Origin of the sequence: Amycolatopsis sp. NPDC051371 (assembly GCF_040682155.1) — a bacterium.
Taxonomy (GTDB): Bacteria; Actinomycetota; Actinomycetes; order Mycobacteriales; family Pseudonocardiaceae; genus Amycolatopsis.
The window spans coordinates 56513-81548 of sequence record NZ_JBFBAG010000009.1; the positions used below are offsets into that span (position 1 = coordinate 56513).

Below are 25036 nucleotides of genomic sequence, written 5' to 3' on the forward strand. Positions count from 1 at the left end.
ACCAGCTCCGCACCTTCTTTCCTGCCCGGTGCCGGCGGACCACGGGCGACGAGGGAAGGAGGCACCATGGGCACGCTGCCCGCGAAACCCAGCCTGGACCAGCTCCGCAAGCGCGCGAAGGATCTCGCACGCGCCGAAGGCGTCAAACTCTCCGAAGCGCAGTTCCGGATCGCCCGCGACCACGGCTTCCCGAGCTGGCCGAAACTCCAGGCGTACGTCCGGCGCGTCACGGAACACGGCGAAACCCTGCAGCACCCGTACCACCAGGACGTCCACTACTACGCCGAACGCGCGCTCGGCCTGCTCGCCTCGGCCGAGGACGAGACGCCCGGCGCACGAGAACCCTTCGAGCGCTGGGATCAGCCGTTAACCCGGGACGGCGCGCTCGTGGTCGTCGCCCGCGAGCACGGTTTCGTTTCCTGGCGCGCACTCCGCGACCACGTCAAGTCCCTTGTGGACAGTGGGGAACCCTTCGCGCGGGCGTACCGCGCGGTCGAAGCGCGAGACATCGAAGCCCTGAAAACGCTCCTCGGCGAGTTCCCCGGCCTGGTCACCGCCCGCGGCACCAACGGCAACGACCTGCTCGGCATGGCCGGCGCCACCCACGACGAGCGGCTGACCCGCGTCCTCCTCGACCACGGCGCCGACCCGGCACGCGGCAACGTCCACGGCTGGACACCGCTGCACCAAGCCGCCTACAGCAATCTCCCGCTTCTGCTCGACATGCTGCTCGACGCGGGCGCCCCGGTCGCCGTCTCCGCTCGCGGTGACGGCGGCACTCCCCTGGTCGTCGCGCTGTTCTGGGGTCACCGCGAGGCCGCGGAGAAGCTGGCGCCGCACAGCCGGGCACCCGGCAACCTGCGCGTCGCGGCCGGACTGGGCGACGCGGACCTCCTCGGCGAACTCCTGCGACCGGGGCACCCCGCGGCTGGCGCACACCGGGACTTCTACCGCCCGCACAGCGGTTTCCCGGCCTGGCACCCCACCGGCGACCCCGCCGAGGCCAAGAACGAAGCCCTCTCCTGGGCGGCGCGCAACGACCGCACGCAGGCTCTGCGCACACTCGTCGAGCGGGGCGCCGACGTGAACGCCGACGTCTACCGCGGCACGGCCTTGACGTGGGCGGCGGCGACCGGGCGGGTCGCCGCGATCCGCACGCTCCTCGACCTCGGCGCCGACGTGAACCACGTCGGCACCTTCGGCGGCCCGAACCACGGCGAAGGCGTCACGGCCCTGCACCTCGCCGGGCAGTCCGGGCACCTGGAAGCGATCCGGGTCCTCGTCGAGAACGGCGCCGACCTCGGCGCACGCGACGGAATCTGGAGCAGCACCCCGGAGAACTGGGCCGACGTGTGCGAACAGCCGGCCGCCCGGGACCTCCTCCGCTCCCTGTAGACAACCGGAGTCTGTAGTCCGTATCTTCATAGACGGACTACAGACTCCGTTTTGCCACTGGGAGGAATTCATGAACTCACCCCGCGACGTCTTCGACGCCCTGTCCGACGGCATCAGCGAAGGACGGTTCGGCGAGCTTTCCGCGCTCTACGCCGAGGACACCGTCGTCGAACACCCCCAAGCCGTGCCGCGGCCGACGCGCTTGACCGGCCGCGACGCGCTCCACGAGCGGTTCACCGGCGTCCTCGCCGGAGCCGTGCGGCTCAAGCGCAAGAACGTGGTCGTCCACGAGACGACGGATCCCGAGGTGATCGTCGCCGAATACGACTACGACGCCGAGTCGGTCGAGACCGGCCGGACGACCACGACGGCCAACATCCAGGTGCTGCGCATCCGCGACGGCCTGATCGTCCATTCCCGCGACTACCACGACTACCTGCGGCTCGCCGCGATCCGCGACGGCGTCGACCAGCTGGCCAAGGCGTGCGAGCAGGCGCCCCCGCGCGATCTGTCCCCGGTAACGCCGGAAAGCTCGGGCACGGTGCTCGAGCGGCTCGTGCACGGCGTGGCGGGCGGACGCTGGGACGAGCTTCCGGACCTGTACGCCGAGGAAACGCACGTCACGCACCCGTTCCTGCCAGGCTCGAGCGTGATCCGCACGCGCGACGAGGTGCGGACACACTTCGCGGCGGGAAAGGCGTTGAATCCCGGCTTCTCGGTGGCGGACCTGGTCACCTACCAGGGCACCGATCCGGAAGTCCTGATCGGCGAGTTCGCCTACCAGGGCGAATACGGCGGCAAGCCGGTGCGGATCGCCAACATCTTCTCGATGCGCGTGCGTGAGGGTCTGGTCATCGAGTCCCGCGACTACGGGGACCACCTCGGCGTCGCGGGCGACACCGGGCAAATCCCCGCGCTGGCCGCGAAGCTTTAGGCCTCGGCGAGGTCGTCGGGCAGGTCGAACTCGCCGTCGCGGACGCCCTTGAGGAACGCGTCCCATTCGGACGGGGTGAAGACGAGGACCACGCCCGCGGGGTCGGTCGACTTCCGCATCGCGGTGTAGGTGACGCCGTCCGTGTGCGGGATATGCGCGTATTCGACGACCTCGTCGAGCGTGACGCCCGCCGGCTCGGCCCGGACCCATTCCGCCTTCGACAGGTCCAGGTGGTGCCGGATGTGCGCCTTGTCATCGCTCATGCGGCCAGCGTAACCAAGCGCCGGAAGCACTGAAGGGGACGCCCACTCCGGGCGTCCCCTTCAGCGTTGTAGCGGGAAAGATCAGGCGGTCTCGGTGATCGGCCGGTCCACCCACGACATCAGGTCGCGCAGCTTCTTGCCGGTCGCCTCGATCGGGTGCTGGTTGCCCTGCTCCTCGAGCTTGGTGAAGTTCGGCCGGCCGGCCTCGTCCTCGGCGACCCACTCACGCGCGAACGTGCCGTCCTGGATCTCGCCGAGGATCTTCTTCATCTCTTCCTTGACCGCCGGCGAGATGACGCGCGGGCCGCGGGTCAGGTCGCCGTACTCGGCGGTGTCGGAGATCGAGTAGCGCTGGCGCGCGATGCCGCCCTCGTACATGAGGTCGACGATCAGCTTCAGCTCGTGCAGCACCTCGAAGTAGGCGATCTCCGGGGCGTAGCCGGCCTCGGTGAGCACCTCGAAACCGGTCTGCACCAGCGCGGACGCGCCGCCGCAGAGCACGGCCTGCTCGCCGAAGAGGTCGGTCTCGGTCTCCTCGGTGAACGTCGTCTTGATGACGCCGGCGCGGGCGCCACCGATGGCGGCCGCGTAGGAGAGGGCGAGCGCCTGGGCGCCGCCGGTGGCGTCCTGCTCGACCGCGATGAGCGCCGGGACGCCCTTGCCGTCGACGAACTGGCGGCGCACGAGGTGACCCGGGCCCTTGGGGGCGACCATGGCGACGTCCACGTTGGACGGCGGCTTGATCAGGTCGTAGCGGATGTTGAAGCCGTGCCCGAAGAAGATCGCGTCGCCGTCCTTGAGGTTCGGCGCGATGTCCTGCTCGTAGATGAAGCGCTGCTTCGTGTCCGGAGCCAGGATCATGATCAGGTCGGCTTCGGCCGACGCCTCGGCCGGGGTGAGCACGCGCAGGCCCTGCTCCTCGGCCTTCGCCCGCGACTTGGACCCCTCGGGCAGGCCGATGCGGACGTCGACGCCGGAGTCGCGCAGGCTCAGCGAGTGGGCGTGGCCCTGGCTGCCGTAGCCGATGACAGCGACCTTGCGCCCCTGGATGATCGAGAGGTCGGCGTCGTCGTCGTAGAAGATTTCCACTGCCATGGGGGTTACTGCTTCCTTTCCTGACTTACAAAGTTTTCAACGCGCGGAGGTGGCGGTGATCGAACGGGCACCGCGTCCGACCGCGACCATGCCGGACTGCACGAGCTCGCGGATGCCATAGGGCTCCAGCATCCGCAGCAGCGCGCCGATCTTGTCCGACGTCCCGGTCGCCTCGACGGTGAGCGCCTCCGGGGACACGTCCACCACCTTGGCACGGAAGAGCTGGACGGTTTCGAGGACCTGGCTGCGCACGGTGTTGTCGGCGCGGACCTTGACCAGCAGCAGTTCGCGCTGCACGGCGGTCGACTGCTCCAGCTCGACGATCTTGATCACGTTGACCAGCTTGTTGAGCTGTTTGGTCACCTGTTCGAGCGGTAGCTCTTCGACGGCGACCACGATCGTCATGCGGGACACCTCGGGGTTCTCCGTGGGCCCGACGGCGAGGGACTCGATGTTGAAACCGCGCCGGGAGAACAGGCCCGAGACGCGCGCGAGCACACCCGGCTTGTTCTCGACCAGGACACTCAGCGTGTGGACGGTCATCTCAGTGCTCGCCACCTTCCGCGGCGGCTTCCGTGGTCTCCACCGAAACCTCGTCGTCGTCGAACAGCGGCCGGATGCCCCGGACCGCCATGATCTCGTCGTTGCCGGTGCCGGCCGCGACCATCGGCCACACCTGCGCATCCTTCCCCACGACGAAGTCGATCACGACGGGGCGGTCGTTGATCTCCATCGCGCGGCGGATGGTGGCGTCGACGTCTTCCTTCGTTTCGCACCGCAGGCCCGCGCAACCCAGGGCCTCGGCCAGCAGCACGAAGTCCGGGATGCGGTGCTTGTGCGTGCCGAGGTCGGTGTTGGAGTAGCGCTCCGAGTAGAAGAGGTTCTGCCACTGCCGGACCATGCCCAGGTTGCCGTTGTTGATGACGGCGACCTTGATCGGCGCGCCCTCGATGGCGCAGGTGGCCAGCTCCTGGTTGGTCATCTGGAAGCAGCCGTCGCCGTCGATCGCCCACACCTGCGTGCCCGGGACGCCGAACTGCGCGCCCATCGCGGCGGGCACCGCGTACCCCATGGTGCCGAGGCCGCCGGAGTTGATCCAGGTGCGCGGGTTCTCGTACTTGACGAACTGCGCGGCCCACATCTGGTGCTGGCCGACGCCGGCGGCGTACACCGCGTCCGGGCCGACGAGCTGCCCGATCCGCTCGATGACGTACTGGGGCGACAGCGAACCGTCGTCGGGCCACTCGTAGCCGGCCGGGTAGCTCTTGCGCCAGTCGTCGAGCAGCGTCCACCAGTCGGCGAGGTCGGGCTTGCCGCCGTGCTCGAACTCCGTCGTCACCGCGGCGATCAGCTCGCCGATGATCTCCTTACAGTCGCCCACGATCGGGACGTCGGCCTTGCGGTTCTTGGAGATCTCGGCCGGGTCGATGTCGGCGTGCACGATCGCGGCGTCCGGCGCGAACGACTCCAGCTGGCCGGTGACCCGGTCGTCGAACCGGGCGCCGAGCGCGATCAGGAGGTCGGACCGCTGCATCGCGGCGACGGCGGCGACCGTGCCGTGCATGCCCGGCATGCCGAGGTGCTGCGGGTGCGAGTCGGGGAACGCGCCGCGCGCCATCAGCGTCGTGACGACCGGGATGCCGGTCTGCTCGGCAAGCTGCTTCAGCTGCTCGTGCGCGTCCGCCTTGATCACGCCACCGCCGACGTACAGCACCGGGCGGCGCGACTTCGCGATGAGCTTCGCGGCTTCGCGGACCTGCTTGCCGTGCGGGCGCAGCGTGGGGCGGTAGCCCGGCAGCCGCAGCTCCGTCGGCCAGGAGAACGAGGTCATCTCCTGCAGCACGTCCTTGGGGATGTCCACCAGGACCGGGCCGGGCCGGCCCGTCGACGCCAGGTGGAACGCCTCGGCGATGGTCCGCGGGATCTCCGCGGGGTCCGTGACGAGGAAGTTGTGCTTGGTGATCGGCATGGTGATGCCGCAGATGTCGGCTTCCTGGAACGCGTCGGTGCCGATCAGCGCCCGGGACTGCTGCCCGGTGATGGCGACGACCGGGACGGAGTCCATGTTCGCGTCGGCGAGCGGGGTGACCAGGTTGGTCGCGCCCGGGCCCGAGGTCGCCATGCAGACACCGACCTTGCCGGTGGCCTGCGCGTAGCCGGTGGCGGCGTGGCCCGCGCCCTGCTCGTGGCGGACCAGGATGTGGCGGACCTTCGTCGAGTCCAGCAGCGGGTCGTAGGCGGGCAGGATGGTGCCGCCCGGAATGCCGAAGACCACCTCGGCGCCGACCGCCTCGAGCGAGCGCACGAGGGACTGCGCGCCGGTGACGCGCACCGGGGTTCCCGCCGGTGGCGCCGGCTTCGGACGTGCTCCGGGCGTTCCGGGCGTCGGCCCGGGTTTCGCGTCGCTGCGCGACGTGGCACTGGTCATCGGTTCTGCCTCGTGGGTCTCGGTGTCACTCGTTCGGGTCGGTTTTGTGCGGTGGGGCGGGGAATCTCTTCCCGTGGGCAACAAAAAACCCTCGCCGACCGTAAGGTCGCACGAGGGTTCGCGCGTCGACGCAGCGGAAAGACTTCCCTAAGCGTCGACGCGCTTGGGAAGTACGAGGCCGGTCAGCGGTGTCACGACGCTGACGCTAGTCCGAAGGTCTCTCGAGTGTCAACTCTGCGGGATGACGTGTCCGCATCGTGGACACCCGCGAGGTGCATGTCACCCGCGTCCGACCCGGGTCCGGGCCGGTCCGCGGGGCGGTGCACCATTTCGGGGTGGCCGATAAAGAGCAGGACGAAGGCCGGAAGGCCATCTTCCGGATCCCCCGCACGTCGTTCATGGCGATCGCCCTCCTGACGATCTGCGTGACGCCGATCGCGCTCGGGGAGATCCCGTACCTGCAGTGGCTCTACATCTTCCCGATCGCGCTCGCGGTGTTCGTGATCCGGACCCGCACGATCGCGACGCGCGAAGGGCTGGCGACGCGCACGATGTTCGGCCACCGCGACGTGCCGTGGTCGGCGCTCAAGGGACTGGCGATCACCAAGAAGTCGCGCGTGCAGGCGGTCCTCAAGGACGACACGAAGCTGCCGCTGCCGACCGTCCGCACCCGGCACTTGCCGGTGCTGTCGCTGGTCAGCGAGGGTCTCGTCGCCGATCCGAGCGGGCAGCTGGCCGCCGAGGACATCAAGCCCGGCAAGCCCGGTGCTCCCGCGAGCGAGTAAATTGGTTCTACCAGTTTCGCCGGCCAGACTTTGACCTGGGAGTTCCCGTGCCGCCTCTCCGTTCCCGGACCACCACCCACGGCCGCAACGCGGCGGGCGCGCGCTCGCTCTGGCGCGCCACCGGCATGACCGACAGCGACTTCGGCAAGCCGATCGTGGCGATCGCCAACTCCTACACCCAGTTCGTGCCCGGCCACGTGCACCTCAAGGACCTCGGCGAGATCGTCGCCGGCGCGATCAAGGAAGCCGGCGGCGTCGCACGCGAGTTCCACACGATCGCCGTCGACGACGGCATCGCCATGGGCCACTCGGGCATGCTCTACTCGCTGCCCTCGCGCGAGATCATCGCCGACTCCGTCGAGTACATGGTCAACGCGCACCAGGCCGACGCGCTCGTGTGCATCTCCAACTGCGACAAGATCACCCCGGGCATGCTCAACGCCGCCATGCGGCTCAACATCCCGGTCGTGTTCGTCTCCGGCGGGCCGATGGAGGCCGGCAAGGCCGTCGTCGTGGGCGGCGTCGCGCAGGCGCCGACCGACCTGATCACCGCGATCGCCGCGTCGGCCAGCCCCGACGTCGACGAGGACGGGCTGGACATCGTCGAGCGCTCGGCCTGCCCGACCTGCGGCTCGTGCTCCGGCATGTTCACCGCGAACTCGATGAACTGCCTCACCGAGGCGCTGGGTCTCTCCCTGCCGGGCAACGGTTCCACGCTGGCGACGCACGCCGCGCGCCGAGCGCTGTTCGAGGAGGCCGGGCGCACGGTCGTCGAGCTGTGCAAGCGCTGGTACGAAAACGACGACGACTCGGCGCTGCCGCGCTCGATCGCGTCGAAGGCGGCGTTCGAGAACGCGATGGCCCTCGACATGGCGATGGGCGGCTCGACGAACACCGTGCTGCACATCCTCGCCGCCGCCCAGGAGGGCGAGGTCGACTTCACGATCGCCGACATCGACGCGATCGGCCGCCGCGTGCCGTGCCTGTCGAAGGTGGCGCCGAACTCGGACTACCACATGGAGGACGTCCACCGCGCCGGCGGAATCCCGGCGATCCTCGGCGAGCTGTACCGCGGCGGGCTGCTGAACACCGACGTCCGGTCGGTGCACTCCCCCGACATCGAGTCGTGGCTGGGCGCGTGGGACATCCGCGCGGCTTCGCCTTCTCCGGTGGCTGTCGAGCTGTTCCACGCGGCGCCGGGCGGAGTCCGCACGACGCAGGCGTTCTCGACGGAGAACCGCTGGTCGTCGCTCGACACCGACGCGGCGGGCGGCTGCATCCGCGACGTCGAGCACGCGTACACGAAGGACGGCGGCCTGGCGATCCTGCGCGGCAACCTCGCCGAGAACGGCGCGGTGATCAAGGCCGCGGGCATCGACGAGGACCTGTGGCACTTCGAGGGCCCGGCGCGGGTGCTGGAGAGCCAGGAGGAGGCCGTGTCGGCGATCCTCAAGAAGGAGATCCAGCCGGGCGAGGTGCTGGTGATCCGCTACGAGGGCCCGGCGGGCGGGCCCGGCATGCAGGAAATGCTGCACCCGACGGCGTTCCTCAAGGGGTCGGGTCTGGGCAAGAAGTGCGCGTTGATCACGGACGGCCGCTTCTCGGGCGGTTCGTCGGGGATTTCGGTGGGCCACATCTCGCCGGAGGCGGCGGCGGGCGGCCTGATCGCCCTGGTGGAGAACGGCGACCGCATTCTCCTGGACATCCACGAGCGCCGGCTGGAGCTGCTGGTGGACCCGGAGGTGCTGGCCGAGCGGCGCTCGAAGATGGAGGCGTCGGAGCGGCCGTGGCAGCCGAAGGACCGCCAGCGCCCGGTGACGGCCGCGCTGCGCGCGTACGCCCGGATGGCGACGTCGGCGGACACCGGCGCGGTCCGCGACGTGAACAAGTAAGCCTGGCTCGACCCGCGAAGGCCGTCCCGTTCCCGGGGCGGCCTTCCGGTTTTTTTGGGGCAGCGCAGACCGCCGCCCGCGAGGGGGACCCCCGGTTTCGACGTTACCGAAGGCCCCCGACACTTCCGGGCCTCGCGCGGGAGTTGTCCACAGGTTCGCCGCGCGACCCCGAGTTGTCCCCAGGCTCAGGCCGGAGTCACCGGCCCAGCCTCACCGCGTCAAGACGATGACCACGACGGCGGCCGCCGCGGCCAGCAACAGCGAGACCAGCCCCAGCGGCAACGGCCGCTTCCGCCACGGAGTGTTCCGCTCCAGCGAAATCGGCCCGGACCCGGTGAACAGCAGGCTCAACGCCGAAGCCCCCAGCAGCAGCTCGAACTCGAAGCCCTGCCCCTGCCCCTCGAAGAACCCGCCGTGGAACTTCGCGTACACGGCGTTCGCCGCCACCCCGAGCAGGGCCGCCGCCGCGAGCGGCGTGAACAGCCCGACGATCACCAGCACTCCGCCGCCGACCTCGGCGATGCCCGTGATCCACGACAGCAGCGTCGTCTGCTTGTGGTAGCCGAACGTCTCCAGCATCCGCGCGAACCCGCCGATGCCCGGCCCGCCGAACAGCCCGAACAGGTGCTGCAGGCCGTGCGCGCCCATGGTCGCGCCGAGCGCCACCCGCAGGATCAGCAGGCCGAGCCCGAGCCCGCCCTGGCGGGGGGTGTCGTCGGGTCCGTCGTCCTCGACGTCGGACAGGAGGCTGGTGGGCTGCTGCGAAAAGTCGTCTCCACTGCTCACGCGCGAAGGCTAGGGGATCGGCGCGGGCCTGGCGAGCTCAGTACTCCCCGTGCACGAGGTTGTCCGGCAGCTCCCCGCCCGAGTACCGCGCGATCTCGGCCGCGGCGACGGCGTACGACCGGCCCCGCACCCCGCGTACGGCCCCACCGACGTGCGGGGTCAGCAGCAGCCCCGGCGCCGTCCACAGCGGGTGCCCGGGCGGCGGCGGCTCGGGATCGGTGACGTCGAGCGCGGCGCGCAACCGGCCCGTGGTCAGTTCGGCGACCAGGGCGTCGGTGGCCACGACGGCGCCGCGGGCGACGTTGACCAGCACCGCGCCGTCCCGCATCTCGGCGAGGAACTCCGCGTCGACCATCCCGCGCGTACGCGAGGTCAGCGGCACCATCAGCACGACGACGTCGTGCAGGCCGAGCAGCGCCGGCAGCTCCCGCACGCCGTGCACGCCGTCGCGCGCGGTCATCCCGACCATCGTGCAGCGCGCATCGAACGGTTCGAGCCGCCGCCGCAGATGCTGCCCCAGGTCACCGGCGCCGATGATGAGCACGCGCTTGCCCTGCAGCGTGTCGGTGCTCTGGCGCTCCCACCGGCCTTCGCGCTGCGCCGCGCCGAAGACGTCCAGCTTCCGGTACATCGACAGCAGCGCCGCGACGACCCACTCGGCGGTGCTCCCGCCGTGCGCGCCCCGGCATGTCGAAAGCAGGACGCCGTCGGGCACCTTGCCGACCCAGTCCTCGGCGCCGGCGGAGAGCAGCTGGATCAGCTTCAGGTTCGGCAGCGTGCGCCACAGCTCCTCGCCCGGCGGGTGCTTGCCGGGGATGAGCACCTCGGCCTTCGCGGCCTCGGGCGGCACCGGCTCGCCCCACTGGTGGCGCACGGGCAGGACCCGCGGCACCTCGGCGAGCACGGTCAGGCCCTCGTCGTCGGGCACCAGGACGGTCAGCGTCATGATCCCCAACGTAATCGAGGAGTACTCACCCATGGTTCACGCACCGGCCCTTAGGCTGGGCGATCATGCGCACCCGGTACCGCTCGACCCTGTTGGCGATCCTGGCCTGCGGCGTCCTGCTGCCCGCCGGGTGCGCGCGATTCGACGACACCGCGGCGGGCCAGACCTTCAGCCCCGCGCCCGTGCCCAGCCCCGAGTCGCCGCCCGAGGTCCAGGGCCCCGGCGCGGACTCCGGGGGCGACGGCAAGCAGGCGCGGCCCGGCCAGTCGCCCACGCCCGTCCCGCCGCCGCAGGGCTGCAAGGACTTCGACCCGGCGGTGATCGCGACCTGCCTGGACACCGTCGCCGCGGTGGCCGGCCTGCCGGGTGACGGCTCGACGCCGAGCGCGCTGGCCGGCGAGCGCAAGAGCGGCCGCGTGATGCTGGCGACGGCGGGCAAGGACGCCACGGACTTCGCGAAGCTCGACGTCCAGGCGGCCGGCGACGGCGGCCTGACGGGCCTCGCGCTTTCGCCGTCGTACGTCGAGGACCAGCTGGTGTTCGCCTACGTGACGACCGCGACGGACAACCGCGTCGTGCGCTTCGCCAAGGGGCAGGCCGCCAAGCCGGTGCTCACCGGGATCCCGAAGGGCGCGACCGGCAACCGCGGCACGATCAGCGCCGACAACCGCGGCGCGCTGCTCGTCGCCACCGGCGACGCCGGCAACCCGAACGCCGCCGCCGACCCGAACTCCCTCGCCGGGAAGGTGCTGCGGATCGACACGTCCGGCAAGGCCGCGGCGGGCAACCCGAACGGCGCGCTGACCGTGGCGGCCGGGCTGCACGCGCCGGGCGGGCTGTGCGCGTCCGCCGACGGCGGCCGCGTCTGGGTCACCGACCGGCTCGCCGACAAGGACGTCCTCTACCGGCTGCAGGCCGGGCAGCCGCTGACGACGCCGGCATGGACGTGGCCGGACAAGCCGGGCGTCGCGGGCTGCGGCGACTTCGTCGACGCGAGCGGTTACGTCGCGGTCGGCACGTCGCTGGCGGGCAACCTGCAGGACGTTCCGGTGTCGAAGGAGGGCGCGGTCACCGGGAAGCCGCTGGTCGTCCTGGACGGCAAGACCGGCAAGCCGCCGGAGACGTTCGGGCGGCTCGCCGGGATGAGCATGATCAACCCGCAGCTCGCGGTGGCGGGCACGGTCAACAAGGACGGCGGCGTCCCGGTCTCGAGCGACGACCGCGTCGTGCTGATCACCCCGGTGACCTCCGGCGGCGGCAACAGCAAGGATTGACCCGGCCGGACCACACCGTTGGTCCGGCAGCGCTTTCTCATGCCCATATGTGACGCCGATCACCCCCTTTTGCCTCATGGTTGGACGATCTTCGCGCTGTTAAAGTCCCTGTCGGGCGGAAACTCACCATGTTCCGCTGAGGGGGATTTCCGGATGTTCGTGCTCTTTTCCCGGCTTTGTGCTGCCCGGACGACGTCGCGCGATTCTTCGCCGGCGGACTGACCCTTTTCCGGTCTTTTCCCTTCACCCCGAGCACCGGCCGGTGTGGCGCCGGTGCGCGTTCGCGAAAAGAGAGCTATGAGACCGGTGAAAAGACTCCAGCGGCTTCGGCGCGGCGGCCTGATCGTCGCGCTGGTCGCCGCACTGACCGCACAGTCCGTGCAGCAGGCGGCCGCGGCCCCGGCCGCGGTCCCCCGCGCCACCGCCACCTCGGCGGCCACCGAGCTTTCGGCGCGCGCCAAGGTGCTCACCATCTGGCGCAGCGCGGGCTCGCAGGTCAAGGCCGAAGCCGAAAAAGCGCTGACCGGTTCCGACGCCGACGTCGCGGCGTTCTTGAACGACAAGCTGGGCCGCCTCGCCGCGCTGGACGACCGCCTCGCGGTGAACCAGATCCTCAACGCCGGCGGCACCACCGTGAAATCCGCGGCGCAGCAGGCCCTCGACGCCGCGGACACCGACCCGGCCGCGCTACGCGCCTTCCTCAACGGCGGCTGGACGTCCGCGTCGGACACCGACCTGCGGGTCCGCGTCAACCAGATCATGGCCGCCGGCGGCGCGGAGGTGAAGAAGGCCGGCCAAGTCGCGCTCGACAACGGGACTTCGGACGCACTGCACCAGTTCCTCGACACGACCTCGGCGCGCGCCGAGGCGGTCGACCTGCGCCTGCGCGTCAACCAGATCCTCGCCATCAGCGGCCCCGAGGCGAAGGCCGCGGCGCAGGCCGCGCTGGACGACGGCACCCCGAACCGGCTGCGGCTGTTCATCGACCGCGACTGGGAGGTCGCGGCCGCACGCGACCAGGAGACGTCGACCATCCAGCAGCTGGTCGACGCGGCGAAGATCGCCGGCGCCCAGGCCGCGCAGGAGACGCAGGAGGCGAAGGACGCCGCCGACCGCGCGAAGAAGGAAGCCGACCTGGCGCGGCAGGCGAGCGAACTCGCCGCCGAAGCCGCGGAGGCGGCGAAGGACAACGCGGCGGGGGCGGCCGACGCGGCCTCCCGGGCCGCGACCGCGGCCAACCGCGCGGCGAGCGCCGCGGTCACGGCGATCGGCGCGGCCAACGCGGCGACGTCGGCGGCACGGGTCGCCGCCAACGCCGCGGCACGGGCAGCGGCCGCGGCTTCGAAGGCCGGACAAGCGTCGAGCGCCGCGTGGAGCGCGGCGGCCGCCGCCCGGGTCGACCGCGGAAAGGCCGGTGCCGCCTCGAAGGCGGCCATCGACGCGGCCGCCGCGTCGACCAGCGCGCAACAGGCGGTCGACGCGATCGACCAGGCGAAGGTCGCGCTGGGCAAGGCCCGCGAAGCGATCGACGCGGCGAACTCGGCCGGCACGAACGCGTCGAACTCGGCCGCGGCGGCGCGGGAAGCCGTCCAGTGGGCGAAGAACGCCGGCGCCGACGCCCGGGAGGCCGAAGCCGCGGCAGCGACCGCACAGCGGCAGGCCGACCGCGCCAACCAGGCGGCGGCCTCGGCCCGCGCGTACGCGGTCGAAGCGGCCGATGCGGCGACCCAGGCACGTGAGCTGGCTTCGAAGGCCGCACTGGACGCCGCCATCGCCGCCGCCGCGGCCCAGGACGCGGCGGACCACGCGGTCAACGCGGACCAGGCGGCCCAGCTCGCCACCGAGCACGCGAACAAGGCGAGCACCGCCGCGCAGATCGCGGTCGACTCGGCGAACCAGGCGAGCCGGATCTACACCGCCGCCCGCAAGGTGGACGAAGACCGGATCGCCCTGCAGGCCGGCCAGGCCACCGAAGCCGCCCAGCAGGCCCTCACCGTCCAGGACCAGCTCGGCCTGACCCGCAAGTGGAGCGCGGCGCAGGAGGTGCAGCGCGACGCCGAAACCAGCCGGCTGCTGGCGGAGGCGAACGCGCCGGGCACCGACCCGGCGCTGGTCGCCCTCGACGGCAGGAAGGTCGCCCTGCGGCTGCTGACCACCGGCGGCCCGTGGACGAAAACGGCCGCCGAAGGCGCGCTGTCCGGAGCCGACCGCGAGGTCCAGGAGTTCGTCCACTCCGGCGTCGCCCGCGCCGCCGCGCAGGACGACCGGGAGACCCTGCAGGAGATCGTCGACGACGCGAACCCGGCCAAGAAGGCCGCCGGGCAGCAGGCGCTCGCGGGCAGCGACGCCGACGTCAAGCGGTTCCTCGCCTCGCCGGACTACCCGACCGAGGGCAGCGTCCTGCGGCTGCAGGTCAACCAGGTCCAGGCCACCGCGCGTGCCGAGAGCAACGCCGTCGTCGTCGCCGAGGCGCAGAAAGCGCTCGACGCCGGCACCGTGGCGGCGTACCGGCAGTTCCTCGACACCGGGCAGAACGTCGCCCGGGAGAAGGACGACCGGCTCGCGCTGAACCAGCTGATCGCGAACGCCGCGACCGGGCCCGAAGCCCGGATGCTGGCCCAGGCGGCGCTGGCCGGTCCGCCCGACATGGTCCGCCTCTACCGGCTCAACGGCCAGTACGTCGCGGCCCGGCACGACCGGGAGTCGGCCGCGCACAACGCGGTCGTCGCCGGCCTGGTCGCGCAAGCGACGTCCGTCGCGGCGACGGCGTCCCAGAACGCCGCGCTGGCCCAGTCCGTCGCGGCTGGCGCCCGGCACGACGCGGCGAAGGCGCACCAGTACGCGGACGAGGCCGAAGCCCACGCCACCGACGCCATCAACTCCGCGAAGGACGCGGCGAAATCGGCCCAGGACGCCCGGGAATCGGCGGAAAAGGCGTACCAGTCGGCCGTCACGGCGCAGGAAGCCGCGACGCGCGCCTCGCAGGCCGCGGTCCGGGCTTCGCAGTCGGCGATGGCGGCGCGGCACTCGGCCAACGTGGCGACCCAGTACGCGCAGAGCGCCATCGACGCCGCTCACCAGGCCTACCAGGACGCGATCGACGCCGGCAAGGACGCCGAAGCCGCCGTCACGGCCGCGAACACCGCCCGGGACAAGGCGATCGCCAAGGCGAACGCCGAGATCGACGCGGCCAAGAAGAAGTTCGCCGACGACGTCAACGGCGCCTGCAACGCGGTCCCGGCGGGTCCGGAGCACGACGACTGCGTCGCCCGCGCGACCCGGCTGATCAACGACCCGAAGGGCGAGTCCGAACGCAACGTCGCGGTCTGCAACCAGCTCAAGCAGTACAGCGAGGACGTCTTCAACGACTGCCTCAAGGGCTCGTACAACCCGGCGCTGACGTACCTCATCAACAAGGCGATCGCCGACGCCAAGCAAAAGGCGGAGGACGAGGCCGACGCGGAGCGCTGGTGGACCATCGGCGGCACGATCGTCGCGGGTGCGGTGATCGTCGGCGCGGGCATCTTCTGTGCGGAGATCTGCACGGCCCCGCTGGTGGGCGCGCTGGTCGGAGCCGAAGCGGGCTTCCTCGCGGAGGCGGCCGGCGCGGGCATCGAGCTGACGATCGGGGCGGAGTTCGTCACCGGCATCGCCAGCGACTCGTTCCTGGCGTCCCGGCTGGCGGCACTGAGCTCGGAAGAGTTCCTCTCCGGCATCGCGGTGCGCAACAGCCTGTCGGAAATCGCGCGGAACCTCGCCGGTCAGCTGTCGGGGTTCTGCACCCACGGCTTTGCCGCGCACGCGGCGGCGGGGCCGGGCCTCTGCCTCAAGGCCATCCAGTACGGCCGCTGGGGTGACGAACTCGGCGACATCGCGTACGTGTACCGCCGCGACATCGTCGGCAGCCTGCGATCCACGGTCAACGTCGCGGTCGCCAAGCTGCCCGGCTGGGTGGACCCGAAGTTCGGGGACGATTTCATCCGCGCGTTCAGCGGGGACGGGCTGCATTCCGAGGTCCGCATTCTCGACAGCATGGACGAGCAGATCGCCAAGTTGAAGGCGGCGCACCCGAACGACCCGGCGATCCAGGGGCTGAGCCTCACCAAGATCACCGAGTTCTTCACGGAACGCGGACCCTGCAACGCGTGTACGTCGCAGATGCTGACCAGGCTCGACCCCGACCTGGTCACGGTCAAGTACGCGGTCCAGTACCTCGGCGACGACGGGAAACAGGAAGCCAAGATGCTCGCGCAATTGTTCAAGCTGCGCGCGACCGGTTTCCTGCAGTGACAACGGAATGAATGCGAGGTGGCGGCGACCCGGTTCGCCGCCACCTCGTGCTATCCTTTCGGCGAAATCGCGACTGATCCTGAAAAGAAGGTTCTCACCGGTGACCGATCCTTTTCGTTTCTACAAAGAACAGCACCTGCACGACGGCCCGGTCTACCACGCTCCCGAAGAGGCGGCGGCGAGCTGGCGCGAACTCGCCGAGCAGGTCCGGGAAGAGCTCACCAGGATGGGCTTCACGGCGTCCGTCGTTCCGGACGGCGACCCGTTCGGCCTCCCGTTCGGCGCGCACATCTGGGTGAACAAGATCGAGCCGTTCGGCGTCACGCTCGACTGGGTCCCGCCGGTCACCGACTCGCCCGAGTACACGGAGAAGGTCCTCAACCAGGACACGAGTGGGCTGTTCGGCTACGTGGTGAACGCGAGCGAGATCATCATCAGGACGTTGAGCAGCGTCCTCCACGAGGCGGGGTTCCGGGTCCTGATCGACCACGCCGGCGGGAACACCTACCACTACCGCGTCCTCGAGGCACCCCGCTTCTCCCGGGACTGACCTAAGCCAGCGGCTTCAGCTCCACGCGCCGTCCCTCCGCCGACGACGTCAACCCGGCCTCCGCGAGCTGCAACCCGCGTGCGGCCGAGAAGAAGTCGTAGCGGTGCGGCCGCCCGGCGACGACGTCCCGGACGAACTCCTCCCACTGCGCCTTGAAGCCGTTGTCGAACCCGGTGTTGTCCGGCACCTCCTGCCACTGGTCGCGGAAGGGCTCGGTGGCCGGAAGGTCCGGGTTCCAGACGGGCTTCGGCGTCGCCGAGCGGTGCTGGACGCGGCAGCGCCGCAGGCCGGCGACGGCGCTGCCCTCGGTGCCGTCGACCTGGAACTCGACCAGCTCGTCCCGGAATACCCGCGTGGACCACGACGAGTTGATCTGCGCGATCGCCCCCGACTCGAGCTCGAAGATGCCGTACGCGGCGTCGTCGGCCGTCGCCGCGTACGCCTCGCCCTGCTCGTCCCAGCGGCGCGGGATGTGTGTGACCGCCTTCGCCGTCACCGCGCGGACCGCGCCGAAGAGGTTTTCCAGCACGTAGTTCCAGTGGCAGAACATGTCGAGCACGATCCCGCCGCCGTCTTCGGCGCGGTAGTTCCAGCTCGGCCGCTGCGCCTCCTGCCAGTCACCCTCGAAGACCCAGTAGCCGAATTCGCCGCGCACCGACAGGATCCGGCCGAAGAATCCGCCGTCGACCAGCCGCCGCAGTTTCCGCAGCCCGGGCAGGAACAGCTTGTCGTGGACGACGCCGTGACAGATCCCGGCGTCCCGCGCGAGCCCGGCCAGCTCCAGCGCGGCCGGCAAGGTGTCGGCCAGGGGCTTCTCGGCGTAGACGTGCTTGCCGGCGGCGATCGCCCCCCGCACCGACGGCTCGCGCGCCGACGTCAGCTGCGCGTCGAAGTAGATCCGCACGTCGTCCAGCGCCGAATCGACGTCCGTCGTCCACGCGGTCAAGCCGTGCCGGTCGGCGAGTTCCTTGAGTTTCGCCGCGTTGCGCCCGGCGAGGATCGGTTCGAGCTGCACGCGGGTACCGTCGGGCAGCTCGACCCCGCCCTGCTCGCGGATGGCCAGCACCGACCGGAGCAGGTGCTGCCGGTAGCCCATCCGGCCGGTGACCCCGTTGAGCAGCACTCCGATGGCGGTCTGGTTCATCGCCGGCCTTCCTGGTCGAGGGCGTCCCCGTCGTACGGCGAGGTGACACCCGGGATGTCGTATTCCGCGCGACGCCCGCACATGCCGTAGCCGTCGGGGTTCGACGGCGTCGCGACCCGGACGCCCGACTGGTCGAGGTGGCTCCCGTCGCCGTCGGCGAGGGCCTTGAGGTGCGCGCCGGTCAGTTCGGCGGCCTTCAGGGCCCCGGCCTGCCAGCGCGCTACCCAGTCTCCGATTTTCGGCGACACCAGCGCGACGGCCGCCCGGTGGAAAGTCTTCAGCGGCTCCGGATCGCCGTCCAGCAGCGCTTCGCGCAGCGGCAGGTAGCCGCGAATCGCCAGGTCACGACGGTGCCGGGCGGCGTCGTCGTTCTTCGGCAACGCGGCGGCCCGGGCATAGGCGGCGGGGTCGGCGAGCACGTCGGGCGGGAAGGTGAACACGGCGTCGCCCGCCTCGGGCAGGCCGCTGTTCTGCATGAGGACGGTGACGCGCAGGCCCGCGCCCTGCACCATCCGGTGCACGGTCCCCGGCGCGAACCACGCGATCACGCCGGGTTCGAGCGGCGTCTCGGCGTACCCGCCGGTGCTCAGCGTCTGGACAGCGCCTCGTCCGGCCGTGACGACGTAAGCCTCGGTGCACGCGAGGTGCAGGTGCGGGCTGCCGCCGCAGACGCCGTCCTCGGCTTCCCAGTCGTAGGCGCGCAGGTGTGAAACGCCGATGCCACCCGGTAGCGGGAATTCGTTCATGACCATCCGTGCCTGTCGAGGTAGCCGGTCACCTGATCGCGGTCCCACGCGCCGTCCGCGACGACGACCCGGTAGCGGTACGTGAAGCTCTCTCCCGGCGGGAGGACGAATTCTTCGAAGAACGCCCACGAGAAGGCCACCATGGGCGTGTCCTTGCTCCGGACGAACCAGTGCGACTCGTGGATCGCGTGGTCGTTTTCCGGCGCGTGCGCGAAGACGAGCGTCGAGTGCGCGTCGACGTCGTCGTGCTCGCCGACGAAGGCCAGCCACGGTGCCCGGGCGCCCATCAGGTCGTCGCCGCCGAGACCACCGGGCCCGAAGACGCGGCCGCCGCTGAAGTCCCGCGGGCCCCGCCAGTGCAGGCCGGTGTACCCGGCTTGCTCGCGACCGGCGGTGGTCGGGCTGCCGAACACGAGCGGCGCGTCGCGGACGTTGGTCAGCTCGATGCCCCAGTCGATCGCCCAAGCGCCCTCGCCGGGCTCGACGGAGTGGACGACGATGTCACGCCGTTCGCGGGCCCATTCGTCGCCGCGGTGGGCGACCCAGGTGAGCCGTTCGGTGAAGGTCAGCCGGTCGCCGCCGACGGTGAAGCCGGCGAACCCGTCGTGGCGCATCGAGCCGATGCGGTCAGGCAGGTCCTGGTACCAGTGGCCGGGGACGTAGGTGTGGCCGCCCCAGAAGTTCTGGCCGGACAGGTGGCTCGACGTCATCTGCAGGCCCTTGTGCCACCGGTGGTCGGCGGGCCGGTACCCGCTGACGCGCCGGCCGCGCAGCGTGCGCAGCGGGTGGGTGTAGGGCTTGCGCGACTCGTAGGCGACGGGGTCGGGCTTGTACACATAGGACATGAGCGGGACCCCGGCGGCCTCGACGGTCACGCGGTCGCCGTGCCGGTGGGTGACGGTGATCGCCGCGCTCATCCCGCGGCCACCCCGGCCATGTCCCGGTAGAAGGGATCGCCGGGCCCGATCTCCCCGCGGCGCACGATCTGCCCGGTGAAGGCGGCCTTGTAGAGAGCGGCGACGAACTCCAGCACCCGTCGCCCGTCCGCGCCACTGCACGGTGTTCGCTTTTCGGCCCGGTAGGCCTCCAGGACGGGCGTCAACGCGGCGGCGTGCGAGCTGCGGACGTCTTCGGCCGGTTCAGTCGGTATTTCGGCGACGTCCGGCGCGAGGGTGTACCGCCAGTTCTCGGCACTGTGGCCGTAGAGGTGCGTGAGCTCGACGGTGGCGCGCTCGCAGTCGATCCGGATCCGGCTCACTTCGTCGGGCGAAAGGACACTGTTGACGACGGTGGCCAGCGCCCCGGACCCGAACCGGACGAGGGCGGTGGAGACGTCCTCGGTCTCGACGTCGTGCACGAGCCGCGCGGTCATCGCCTGGACTTCGGTCCACTCGCCGCCGGCCCCGCTGTCCCCATCGCCATCGCCGGCGCCGGCGCCGGCGAGCAGGTGGAGCAGCAGATCCATCTGGTGAATGCCGTGGCCCATGGCGGGCCCACCGCCTTCGGTCGTCCAACGCCCACGCCACGGGACCGCGTAGTAGGCAGCATCCCGGTACCAGGTGGTCTGACAATGCGCGACAAGCGGACGGCCGAGCTCCCCCTTCGCGAGCAGTTGCCGGAAGTGGCCGACGGCGGAGCCGGACCGCTGCTGGTAAACGAAGGAGACATACGGGCCCCCTTCACGTTCGGCGGAGGTCATCTCGTCGTACTCGGCGAGCGAACGACAAGGCGGCTTCTCGCACCAGACCCAAGCGCCGCGCTCTAGGACCTTCTTGGTCTGCTCGACGTGCAAACCCGGCGGAGTGCAGATCGAGACGAGGTCGGGTTCCTGCTCGTCGAGCAGAGAGTCGAGGTCCGGGTAGGGCTTGGCGTGCTCGGTGGTCGCACAGAAGGCGAGGGCCCGAGCCTCGTCGACATCGGCGGCAGCGACGAGATCGACATCGTCATGGTGGGCTTGATAGGCAGCACGATGGCTGTCAGCGATGGCCCCAGTCCCCACGACGGCGACCCGCAAGCGCTTTCCCCGAGCCAACCCGGCCTCCCTCACCACCTCGACGACGTCTCGGCGGACGCCCACCACAGTTCCTCCGGCCCGGCTCCTTCGCCGACGCATTCCTTCCGCCGCGCAGACCCTCAAGCGACGTCGCCGGCGCCTCCCACCGGCCGTCCGCAGCCTCCTGCGGCTCGCACCTCGACCGTCTCAGAAAGCGCTTTCTCACGCAACGGCCGAGAAGAATGTCAACGTTGTCACCACAAGCCCTCGACCGGAACGGACGACTCAGTCACCCCAGCGACCACGACGCTCGCGCAACGGGCATTCCCAGCGGTGTGCCACCGCTACCTCGACCAGACCTTCGAGACCCTCAGCACGTCACCCGCGTCGGTGCGCTTGTCCTCCCGGCCGGCCACCCTGCAGGTTGCCGGAAACCGGTCAGCGACTCTTGCTTCGGGGCTCGCGTTTCCGCGGCTGCCGGCTCTCGGCCCGCGCCGCTCGCATGTCCGAGAAAGCGGCCACGCCCGACACGAGCGCGGCCAGCAACCCGAGGAACCGGCCGGAGCCGGGGCCGATGGCGATGCCGGCAGCGTCGAAGATGCCGCGCTGGTCGGCGTCGAACTCCCAGTCGAGCGTGAACCAGCCGAGCACCATCAGCAGCAGCGCTGCCACCGCGACCGCGAGCCACAGGTGCGGCAAGCCGCTGACCCGCGCCTTCCGGATTCGTCCGAAGACGACCACGACCAGCCCGGCCAGCAGCAACGGCAGCGGCGGACACCAGGCGAAGAAGCTCGAGTGCCACGCGTCGCGGACGACGTCACCGTGCGGCAACGACGACAGGACGATCTCGATGTCCGGTTTGTTGGTGCTCAGCGTGGTCCACGGCAGGAACATCGAGCCCAGCGCGAGCAGCCCGGCCGCCAAGCCGAGCCACTCGCGCCAGGTGACGCTCTTGACGGAAAACGGCTGCGTCATGAAACGGTCAGGAACCGACACGCTCGATGATCAGCTCGCGGACCCGCTTGGCGTCGGCCTGCCCCTTGGTCGCCTTCATGACCGCACCGACGATCGCGCCCGCCGCGGCGACCTTGCCGCCGCGGATCTTGTCCGCGACGTCCGGCTGCCCCGCCAGGGCCTCGTCGATCGCCGCGAGCAGCGCCGAGTCGTCCGAAACGACCTTCAGCCCACGCTTCTCGACGACCTCGCGCGGCTCGCCCTCACCGGCGAGCACGCCCTGGACGACTTCCTTGGCCAGCTTGTTCGTCAGCTCGCCGGACGAAACCAGCCCGATGACCTCGGCCACCTGCTTCGGCGTGATCGCCAGGTCGGCCAGCTCGACCTCGCGGGTGTTCGCCTCCTGCGCCAGGGTGTTGACCCACCAGCCGCGGGCCTCGTCCGGCGACGCGCCGGCCTCGACCGTGGCCGCGACGAGGTCGACAGCACCGACGTTCAACAGGTCACGCAGGGCTTCGTCGGAAAGCGACCACTCCGTCTGGATCCGCTTCCGCCGCTCGGACGGCATCTCCGGCAGCGTGCCGCGCAGCTCCTCGACCCACTCGCGCGCCGGCGCGATCGGGACCAGGTCGGGCTCCGGGAAGTACCGGTAGTCCTCGGCGGTCTCCTTCGTCCGGCCGGACGACGTGGTGCCGTCGGCCTCCTGGAAGTGCCGCGTCTCCTGCTTGATCGAACCGCCTTCGGCGAGGATCGCCGCCTGCCGCGTCATCTCGTAGCGAACGGCCCGTTCGACGCTGCGCAGCGAGTTGACGTTCTTCGTCTCGGTGCGCGTACCGAACTCGGTCGCGTCCTTCGCCATGAGCGAAATGTTCGCGTCGCACCGCAGCGAGCCCTGGTCCATGCGGACGTCGGACACATCGAGCGCGCGCAACAGATCACGCAGCGCGCTCACGTACGCCCGCGCGACCTCGGGGGCCCGCTCGCCGGTGCCCTCGATCGTCTTGGTGACGATTTCGATCAGCGGAACGCCGGCCCGGTTGTAATCGAGCAGCGAGTGCTCGGCACCGTGGATCCGGCCGGTGGCGCCGCCGACGTGCAGCGACTTGCCGGTGTCCTCCTCCATGTGCGCGCGCTCGATCTCCACGCGCACGACTTCGCCGTCGTCGAGCGTGACGTCGAGGTAGCCGTTGAAGGCGATCGGCTCGTCGTACTGCGACGTCTGGAAGTTCTTCGGCATGTCCGGGTAGAAGTAGTTCTTCCGGGCGAACCGGCACCACTCGGCGATCTCGCAGTTCAGCGCGAGACCGATCCGGATCGCACCCTCGACGGCCTTGCCGTTGAGGGCCGGCAGCGCCCCGGGCAGACCGAGGCAGGTCGGGCAGACCTTCGTGTTCGGCTCGCCGCCGAACTCGTTCTCGCAGCCGCAGAACATCTTCGTCTTGGTGTTCAGCTCCACGTGCACCTCGAGCCCCAGCACGGGGTCGAACCGCTCGATGACGTCGGCGTAGTCCATCAACTCGGCCACGGCAGTCACTTCGTTCCTCCCAGCTCGGGGACCTTGTGGACGAGCGACCCACCGGCGGCGGCGTCGCGGGCGGCCTCGTAGGCGGCGCCGACCCGGTAGAGCCGGTCGTCGGCGAGCGCCGGAGCCATGATCTGCAGCCCGACGGGCAGTCCGTCCTCGTCGGACAGCCCGCTCGGCACGCTCATCGCGGCGTTGCCGGCCAGGTTCGACGGGATCGTGCACAGGTCGGCGAGGTACATCGCCATCGGGTCGTCCACGCGCTCGCCGATCTTGAACGCCGTGGTCGGCGTCGTGGGCGAAACGAGGACGTCGACCTTTTCGAACGCGGCTGCAAAGTCACGCGTGATCAGCGTGCGCACCTTCTGCGCCGAGCCGTAGTAGGCGTCGTAGTAGCCGGACGACAACGCGTAAGTGCCCAGCATGATCCGCCGCTTGACCTCGGCGCCGAAGCCCTTCTCGCGAGTGAGCGACATGACCTCTTCGGCGCTGTGCGTGCCGTCGTCGGCGACGCGAAGGCCGTAGCGCATGGCGTCGAACCGCGCGAGGTTCGACGAGCACTCGCTCGGCGCGATCAGGTAGTACGCGGGCAGCGCGTAGACGAAATGCGGACAAGAGACCTCGACGACCGCGGCCCCGAGCGCCCGCAGCTGGTCGACCGCGGCCTGGAACGACCGCTCGACGCCCGGCTGGTAGCCGTCGCCGCCGAACTCCTTCACGACGCCGACCTTGACGCCCTTGAGGTCACCCGTCATGCCCTGCCGGGCCGCGGCGACCACCGGTGGCACCGGCGCGTCGATGGAGGTCGAGTCCAGCGGGTCGTGCCCGGCGATGACCTCGTGCAGCAGGGCGGCGTCGAGCACCGTCCGCGCGCAGGGCCCGGCCTGGTCGAGCGACGACGAAAAAGCGACGAGGCCGTAGCGCGACACCCCGCCGTAGGTCGGCTTGACCCCGACGGTGCCGGTGACGGACCCGGGCTGCCGGATCGACCCACCGGTGTCGGTGCCGATGGCGATGGCGGCTTCGAAGGCCGCGATCGACGCCGACGAGCCGCCGCCCGACCCGCCCGGGATGCGGGCGTGGTCCCACGGGTTGTGGGTCGGGCCGTACGCCGAGTTCTCCGTCGACGACCCCATGGCGAACTCGTCCATGTTCGTCTTGCCGAGAATCACGACACCGGCCTCGCGCAGCTTGCGCGTCACGGTCGCGTCGTACGGCGGGATCCAGCCTTCGAGCGTTTTCGAACCACAGGTCGTCGGGATGCCCTCGGTCGTGAGGACGTCCTTGAGCGCGAGCGGCACGCCGGCCAGCGCCGACGCGGGCGCGTTGCCACCGGCGATGCCCTCGTCGACCGCCTTGGCCGCGGCCAGCGCGCCCTCGGTGTCGACGTGCAGGAACGCGTGGATGTGGTCGTCGACCTCGCCGATTCGGTCCAGGTGGGCCTGCGTGACCTCGACCGCGGACACCTCGCGCGCGTGGATTTTCTCCGCCAACTCCGCGGCGGTCAGCTTGATGAGCTCGGTCACTGCTCTTCCCCCAGAATCCGCGGCACCCGGAAGCGACCGTCCTCGGCGGCCGGCGCACCGGCCAGCGCCTGCTGCTGCGTGAGCCCGGGACGGACGACGTCCTCCCGGAAGACGTTCGTCAGCGGCACGGCGTGCGACGTCGGCGGCACATCGGCGGCGGCGACCTCGCTCACCTTGGCCACCGAGTCCAGGATCTGGTCGAGCTGGCCGGCGAAGACATCGATCTCGTCGTCGGTCACGGCCAGCCTGGCCAGCTTCGCGAGGTGCGCGACCTCGTCTCGGGAAATGTTGGGCACGCGGGTGACTCCCGGGTTGTGCTGTGCGGGTTGTCTCGGAAGCTGCAAGTCTATGGTGACGGCGTCGGCGGACTCGACTGGGTTACGCCCGGCGCAAGCCGGATGCCGTCCGGCGACACCGACGTCCCGCCCGGCGGACAGTGGGTCCCGCGGGCCGGGTGGGTCTGTCACAATCGGCGACCGGCATCGAGCGTCCCACGGCAAGGCTGGGACGCCA

At 70.7% G+C, this 25036-nt stretch carries 21 protein-coding genes; 7 read left to right on the forward strand and 14 right to left on the reverse strand.

Going from position 1 to position 25036, the window contains the following annotated elements:
- Positions 1-66 precede the first annotated feature (66 nt).
- Positions 67-1395 (forward strand): ankyrin repeat domain-containing protein, encoded by a 1329-nt coding sequence (locus AB0M59_RS13755; RefSeq protein WP_364613711.1) that lies wholly within the window; start codon positions 67-69, stop codon positions 1393-1395.
- A 70-nt stretch (positions 1396-1465) separates the two neighbouring features.
- Positions 1466-2329 (forward strand): nuclear transport factor 2 family protein, encoded by an 864-nt coding sequence (locus AB0M59_RS13760; RefSeq protein ID WP_364613714.1) that lies wholly within the window; start codon positions 1466-1468, stop codon positions 2327-2329.
- On the opposite strand, the gene AB0M59_RS13765 is transcribed toward AB0M59_RS13760, so the two are convergent.
- The 4 genes from AB0M59_RS13765 to AB0M59_RS13780 form a co-directional block, all read right to left on the reverse strand.
- A complete protein-coding gene (locus AB0M59_RS13765; RefSeq protein WP_364613717.1) occupies positions 2326-2592 on the reverse strand; it encodes a DUF397 domain-containing protein in 267 nt (88 codons plus the stop codon). The genes AB0M59_RS13760 and AB0M59_RS13765 overlap by 4 nt on opposite strands.
- An 81-nt stretch (positions 2593-2673) precedes the next feature.
- Positions 2674-3687, reverse strand: a complete 1014-nt coding sequence (gene ilvC / locus AB0M59_RS13770) for a ketol-acid reductoisomerase (RefSeq protein ID WP_364613720.1) — start codon at positions 3685-3687, stop codon at positions 2674-2676.
- A gap of 36 nt (positions 3688-3723) precedes the next feature.
- Positions 3724-4230, reverse strand: coding sequence for an acetolactate synthase small subunit (ilvN, locus tag AB0M59_RS13775; RefSeq protein ID WP_364613723.1), 507 nt, complete (start codon positions 4228-4230; stop codon positions 3724-3726).
- Position 4231: 1 nt separating this feature from the next.
- Positions 4232-6115: an acetolactate synthase large subunit gene (locus tag AB0M59_RS13780; protein ID WP_364613726.1), complete on the reverse strand. Its 1884-nt coding sequence runs from the start codon at positions 6113-6115 to the stop codon at positions 4232-4234.
- A gap of 335 nt (positions 6116-6450) precedes the next feature.
- Here AB0M59_RS13780 and AB0M59_RS13785 point away from each other — a divergent pair, with 335 nt between their 5' ends.
- Positions 6451-6900, forward strand: coding sequence for a PH domain-containing protein (locus AB0M59_RS13785; RefSeq protein WP_364613729.1), 450 nt, complete (start codon positions 6451-6453; stop codon positions 6898-6900).
- A 47-nt stretch (positions 6901-6947) separates the two neighbouring features.
- Positions 6948-8792, forward strand: a complete 1845-nt coding sequence (ilvD, locus tag AB0M59_RS13790; protein ID WP_364613732.1) for a dihydroxy-acid dehydratase — start codon at positions 6948-6950, stop codon at positions 8790-8792.
- A gap of 210 nt (positions 8793-9002) precedes the next feature.
- Here ilvD and AB0M59_RS13795 read toward each other — a convergent pair whose 3' ends face one another.
- Both AB0M59_RS13795 and AB0M59_RS13800 read right to left on the reverse strand, forming a co-directional pair.
- On the reverse strand, positions 9003-9578 hold the full coding sequence (locus AB0M59_RS13795; protein WP_364613734.1) for a DoxX family membrane protein: 576 nt from the start codon (positions 9576-9578) through the stop codon (positions 9003-9005).
- Between the two features lie 37 nt (positions 9579-9615).
- Positions 9616-10524, reverse strand: coding sequence for a 2-hydroxyacid dehydrogenase (locus AB0M59_RS13800; RefSeq protein ID WP_364613737.1), 909 nt, complete (start codon positions 10522-10524; stop codon positions 9616-9618).
- A 65-nt stretch (positions 10525-10589) separates the two neighbouring features.
- Here AB0M59_RS13800 and AB0M59_RS13805 point away from each other — a divergent pair, with 65 nt between their 5' ends.
- From AB0M59_RS13805 to AB0M59_RS13815, 3 genes are all read left to right on the forward strand, one after another.
- Positions 10590-11798, forward strand: a complete 1209-nt coding sequence (locus tag AB0M59_RS13805) for a PQQ-dependent sugar dehydrogenase (protein ID WP_364613740.1) — start codon at positions 10590-10592, stop codon at positions 11796-11798.
- Positions 11799-12104: 306 nt separating this feature from the next.
- A complete protein-coding gene (locus AB0M59_RS13810; RefSeq protein ID WP_364613743.1) occupies positions 12105-16088 on the forward strand; it encodes a hypothetical protein in 3984 nt (1327 codons plus the stop codon).
- A gap of 100 nt (positions 16089-16188) precedes the next feature.
- The gene (locus AB0M59_RS13815; protein ID WP_364613746.1) at positions 16189-16638 is read left to right on the forward strand and encodes a hypothetical protein; all 450 of its coding nucleotides are present in this window, start codon (positions 16189-16191) and stop codon (positions 16636-16638) included.
- A 1-nt stretch (position 16639) separates the two neighbouring features.
- Here AB0M59_RS13815 and AB0M59_RS13820 read toward each other — a convergent pair whose 3' ends face one another.
- From AB0M59_RS13820 to gatC, 8 genes are all read right to left on the reverse strand, one after another.
- On the reverse strand, positions 16640-17782 hold the full coding sequence (locus AB0M59_RS13820) for a Gfo/Idh/MocA family oxidoreductase (RefSeq protein WP_364613749.1): 1143 nt from the start codon (positions 17780-17782) through the stop codon (positions 16640-16642).
- Complete coding sequence (locus AB0M59_RS13825; protein ID WP_364613751.1) at positions 17779-18528, reverse strand: cupin; 750 nt, start codon at positions 18526-18528, stop codon at positions 17779-17781. Before AB0M59_RS13825 ends, AB0M59_RS13820 begins: the two co-directional genes overlap by 4 nt.
- The gene (locus AB0M59_RS13830) at positions 18525-19445 is read right to left on the reverse strand and encodes a PmoA family protein (protein WP_364613754.1); all 921 of its coding nucleotides are present in this window, start codon (positions 19443-19445) and stop codon (positions 18525-18527) included. The genes AB0M59_RS13825 and AB0M59_RS13830 overlap by 4 nt, the downstream gene beginning before the upstream one ends.
- Positions 19442-20560 (reverse strand): Gfo/Idh/MocA family oxidoreductase, encoded by a 1119-nt coding sequence (locus tag AB0M59_RS13835; protein WP_364614211.1) that lies wholly within the window; start codon positions 20558-20560, stop codon positions 19442-19444. Before AB0M59_RS13835 ends, AB0M59_RS13830 begins: the two co-directional genes overlap by 4 nt.
- Positions 20561-20959: 399 nt before the next feature.
- A complete protein-coding gene (locus tag AB0M59_RS13840) occupies positions 20960-21496 on the reverse strand; it encodes a hypothetical protein (RefSeq protein ID WP_364613757.1) in 537 nt (178 codons plus the stop codon).
- Between the two features lie 7 nt (positions 21497-21503).
- On the reverse strand, positions 21504-23009 hold the full coding sequence (gatB, locus tag AB0M59_RS13845) for an Asp-tRNA(Asn)/Glu-tRNA(Gln) amidotransferase subunit GatB (protein ID WP_364613760.1): 1506 nt from the start codon (positions 23007-23009) through the stop codon (positions 21504-21506).
- Positions 23006-24523: an Asp-tRNA(Asn)/Glu-tRNA(Gln) amidotransferase subunit GatA gene (gatA, locus tag AB0M59_RS13850; protein WP_364613763.1), complete on the reverse strand. Its 1518-nt coding sequence runs from the start codon at positions 24521-24523 to the stop codon at positions 23006-23008. The genes gatB and gatA overlap by 4 nt, the downstream gene beginning before the upstream one ends.
- Positions 24520-24819 carry an Asp-tRNA(Asn)/Glu-tRNA(Gln) amidotransferase subunit GatC gene (gene gatC, locus AB0M59_RS13855; RefSeq protein WP_360468589.1) on the reverse strand — a complete coding sequence of 100 codons (300 nt, stop codon included), beginning with the start codon at positions 24817-24819 and terminating at the stop codon, positions 24520-24522. Before gatC ends, gatA begins: the two co-directional genes overlap by 4 nt.
- Between the last annotated feature and the right edge of the window lie 217 nt (positions 24820-25036).

What these genes read in the sequence shown, in the direction of transcription:
- AB0M59_RS13755 (WP_364613711.1), top strand. Translation starts at nt 67, where the DNA reads ATGGGCACGCTGCCCGCGAAACCCAGCCTGGACCAGCTCCGCAAGCGC.
- AB0M59_RS13760 (WP_364613714.1), top strand. Translation starts at nt 1,466, where the DNA reads ATGAACTCACCCCGCGACGTCTTCGACGCCCTGTCCGACGGCATCAGC.
- AB0M59_RS13765 (WP_364613717.1), bottom strand. Translation starts at nt 2,592, where the DNA reads ATGAGCGATGACAAGGCGCACATCCGGCACCACCTGGACCTGTCGAAG.
- ilvC (WP_364613720.1), bottom strand. Translation starts at nt 3,687, where the DNA reads ATGGCAGTGGAAATCTTCTACGACGACGACGCCGACCTCTCGATCATC.
- ilvN (WP_364613723.1), bottom strand. Translation starts at nt 4,230, where the DNA reads ATGACCGTCCACACGCTGAGTGTCCTGGTCGAGAACAAGCCGGGTGTG.
- AB0M59_RS13780 (WP_364613726.1), bottom strand. Translation starts at nt 6,115, where the DNA reads ATGACCAGTGCCACGTCGCGCAGCGACGCGAAACCCGGGCCGACGCCC.
- AB0M59_RS13800 (WP_364613737.1), bottom strand. Translation starts at nt 10,524, where the DNA reads ATGACGCTGACCGTCCTGGTGCCCGACGACGAGGGCCTGACCGTGCTC.
- AB0M59_RS13805 (WP_364613740.1), top strand. Translation starts at nt 10,590, where the DNA reads ATGCGCACCCGGTACCGCTCGACCCTGTTGGCGATCCTGGCCTGCGGC.
- AB0M59_RS13820 (WP_364613749.1), bottom strand. Translation starts at nt 17,782, where the DNA reads ATGAACCAGACCGCCATCGGAGTGCTGCTCAACGGGGTCACCGGCCGG.
- AB0M59_RS13825 (WP_364613751.1), bottom strand. Translation starts at nt 18,528, where the DNA reads ATGAACGAATTCCCGCTACCGGGTGGCATCGGCGTTTCACACCTGCGC.
- AB0M59_RS13830 (WP_364613754.1), bottom strand. Translation starts at nt 19,445, where the DNA reads ATGAGCGCGGCGATCACCGTCACCCACCGGCACGGCGACCGCGTGACC.
- AB0M59_RS13840 (WP_364613757.1), bottom strand. Translation starts at nt 21,496, where the DNA reads ATGACGCAGCCGTTTTCCGTCAAGAGCGTCACCTGGCGCGAGTGGCTC.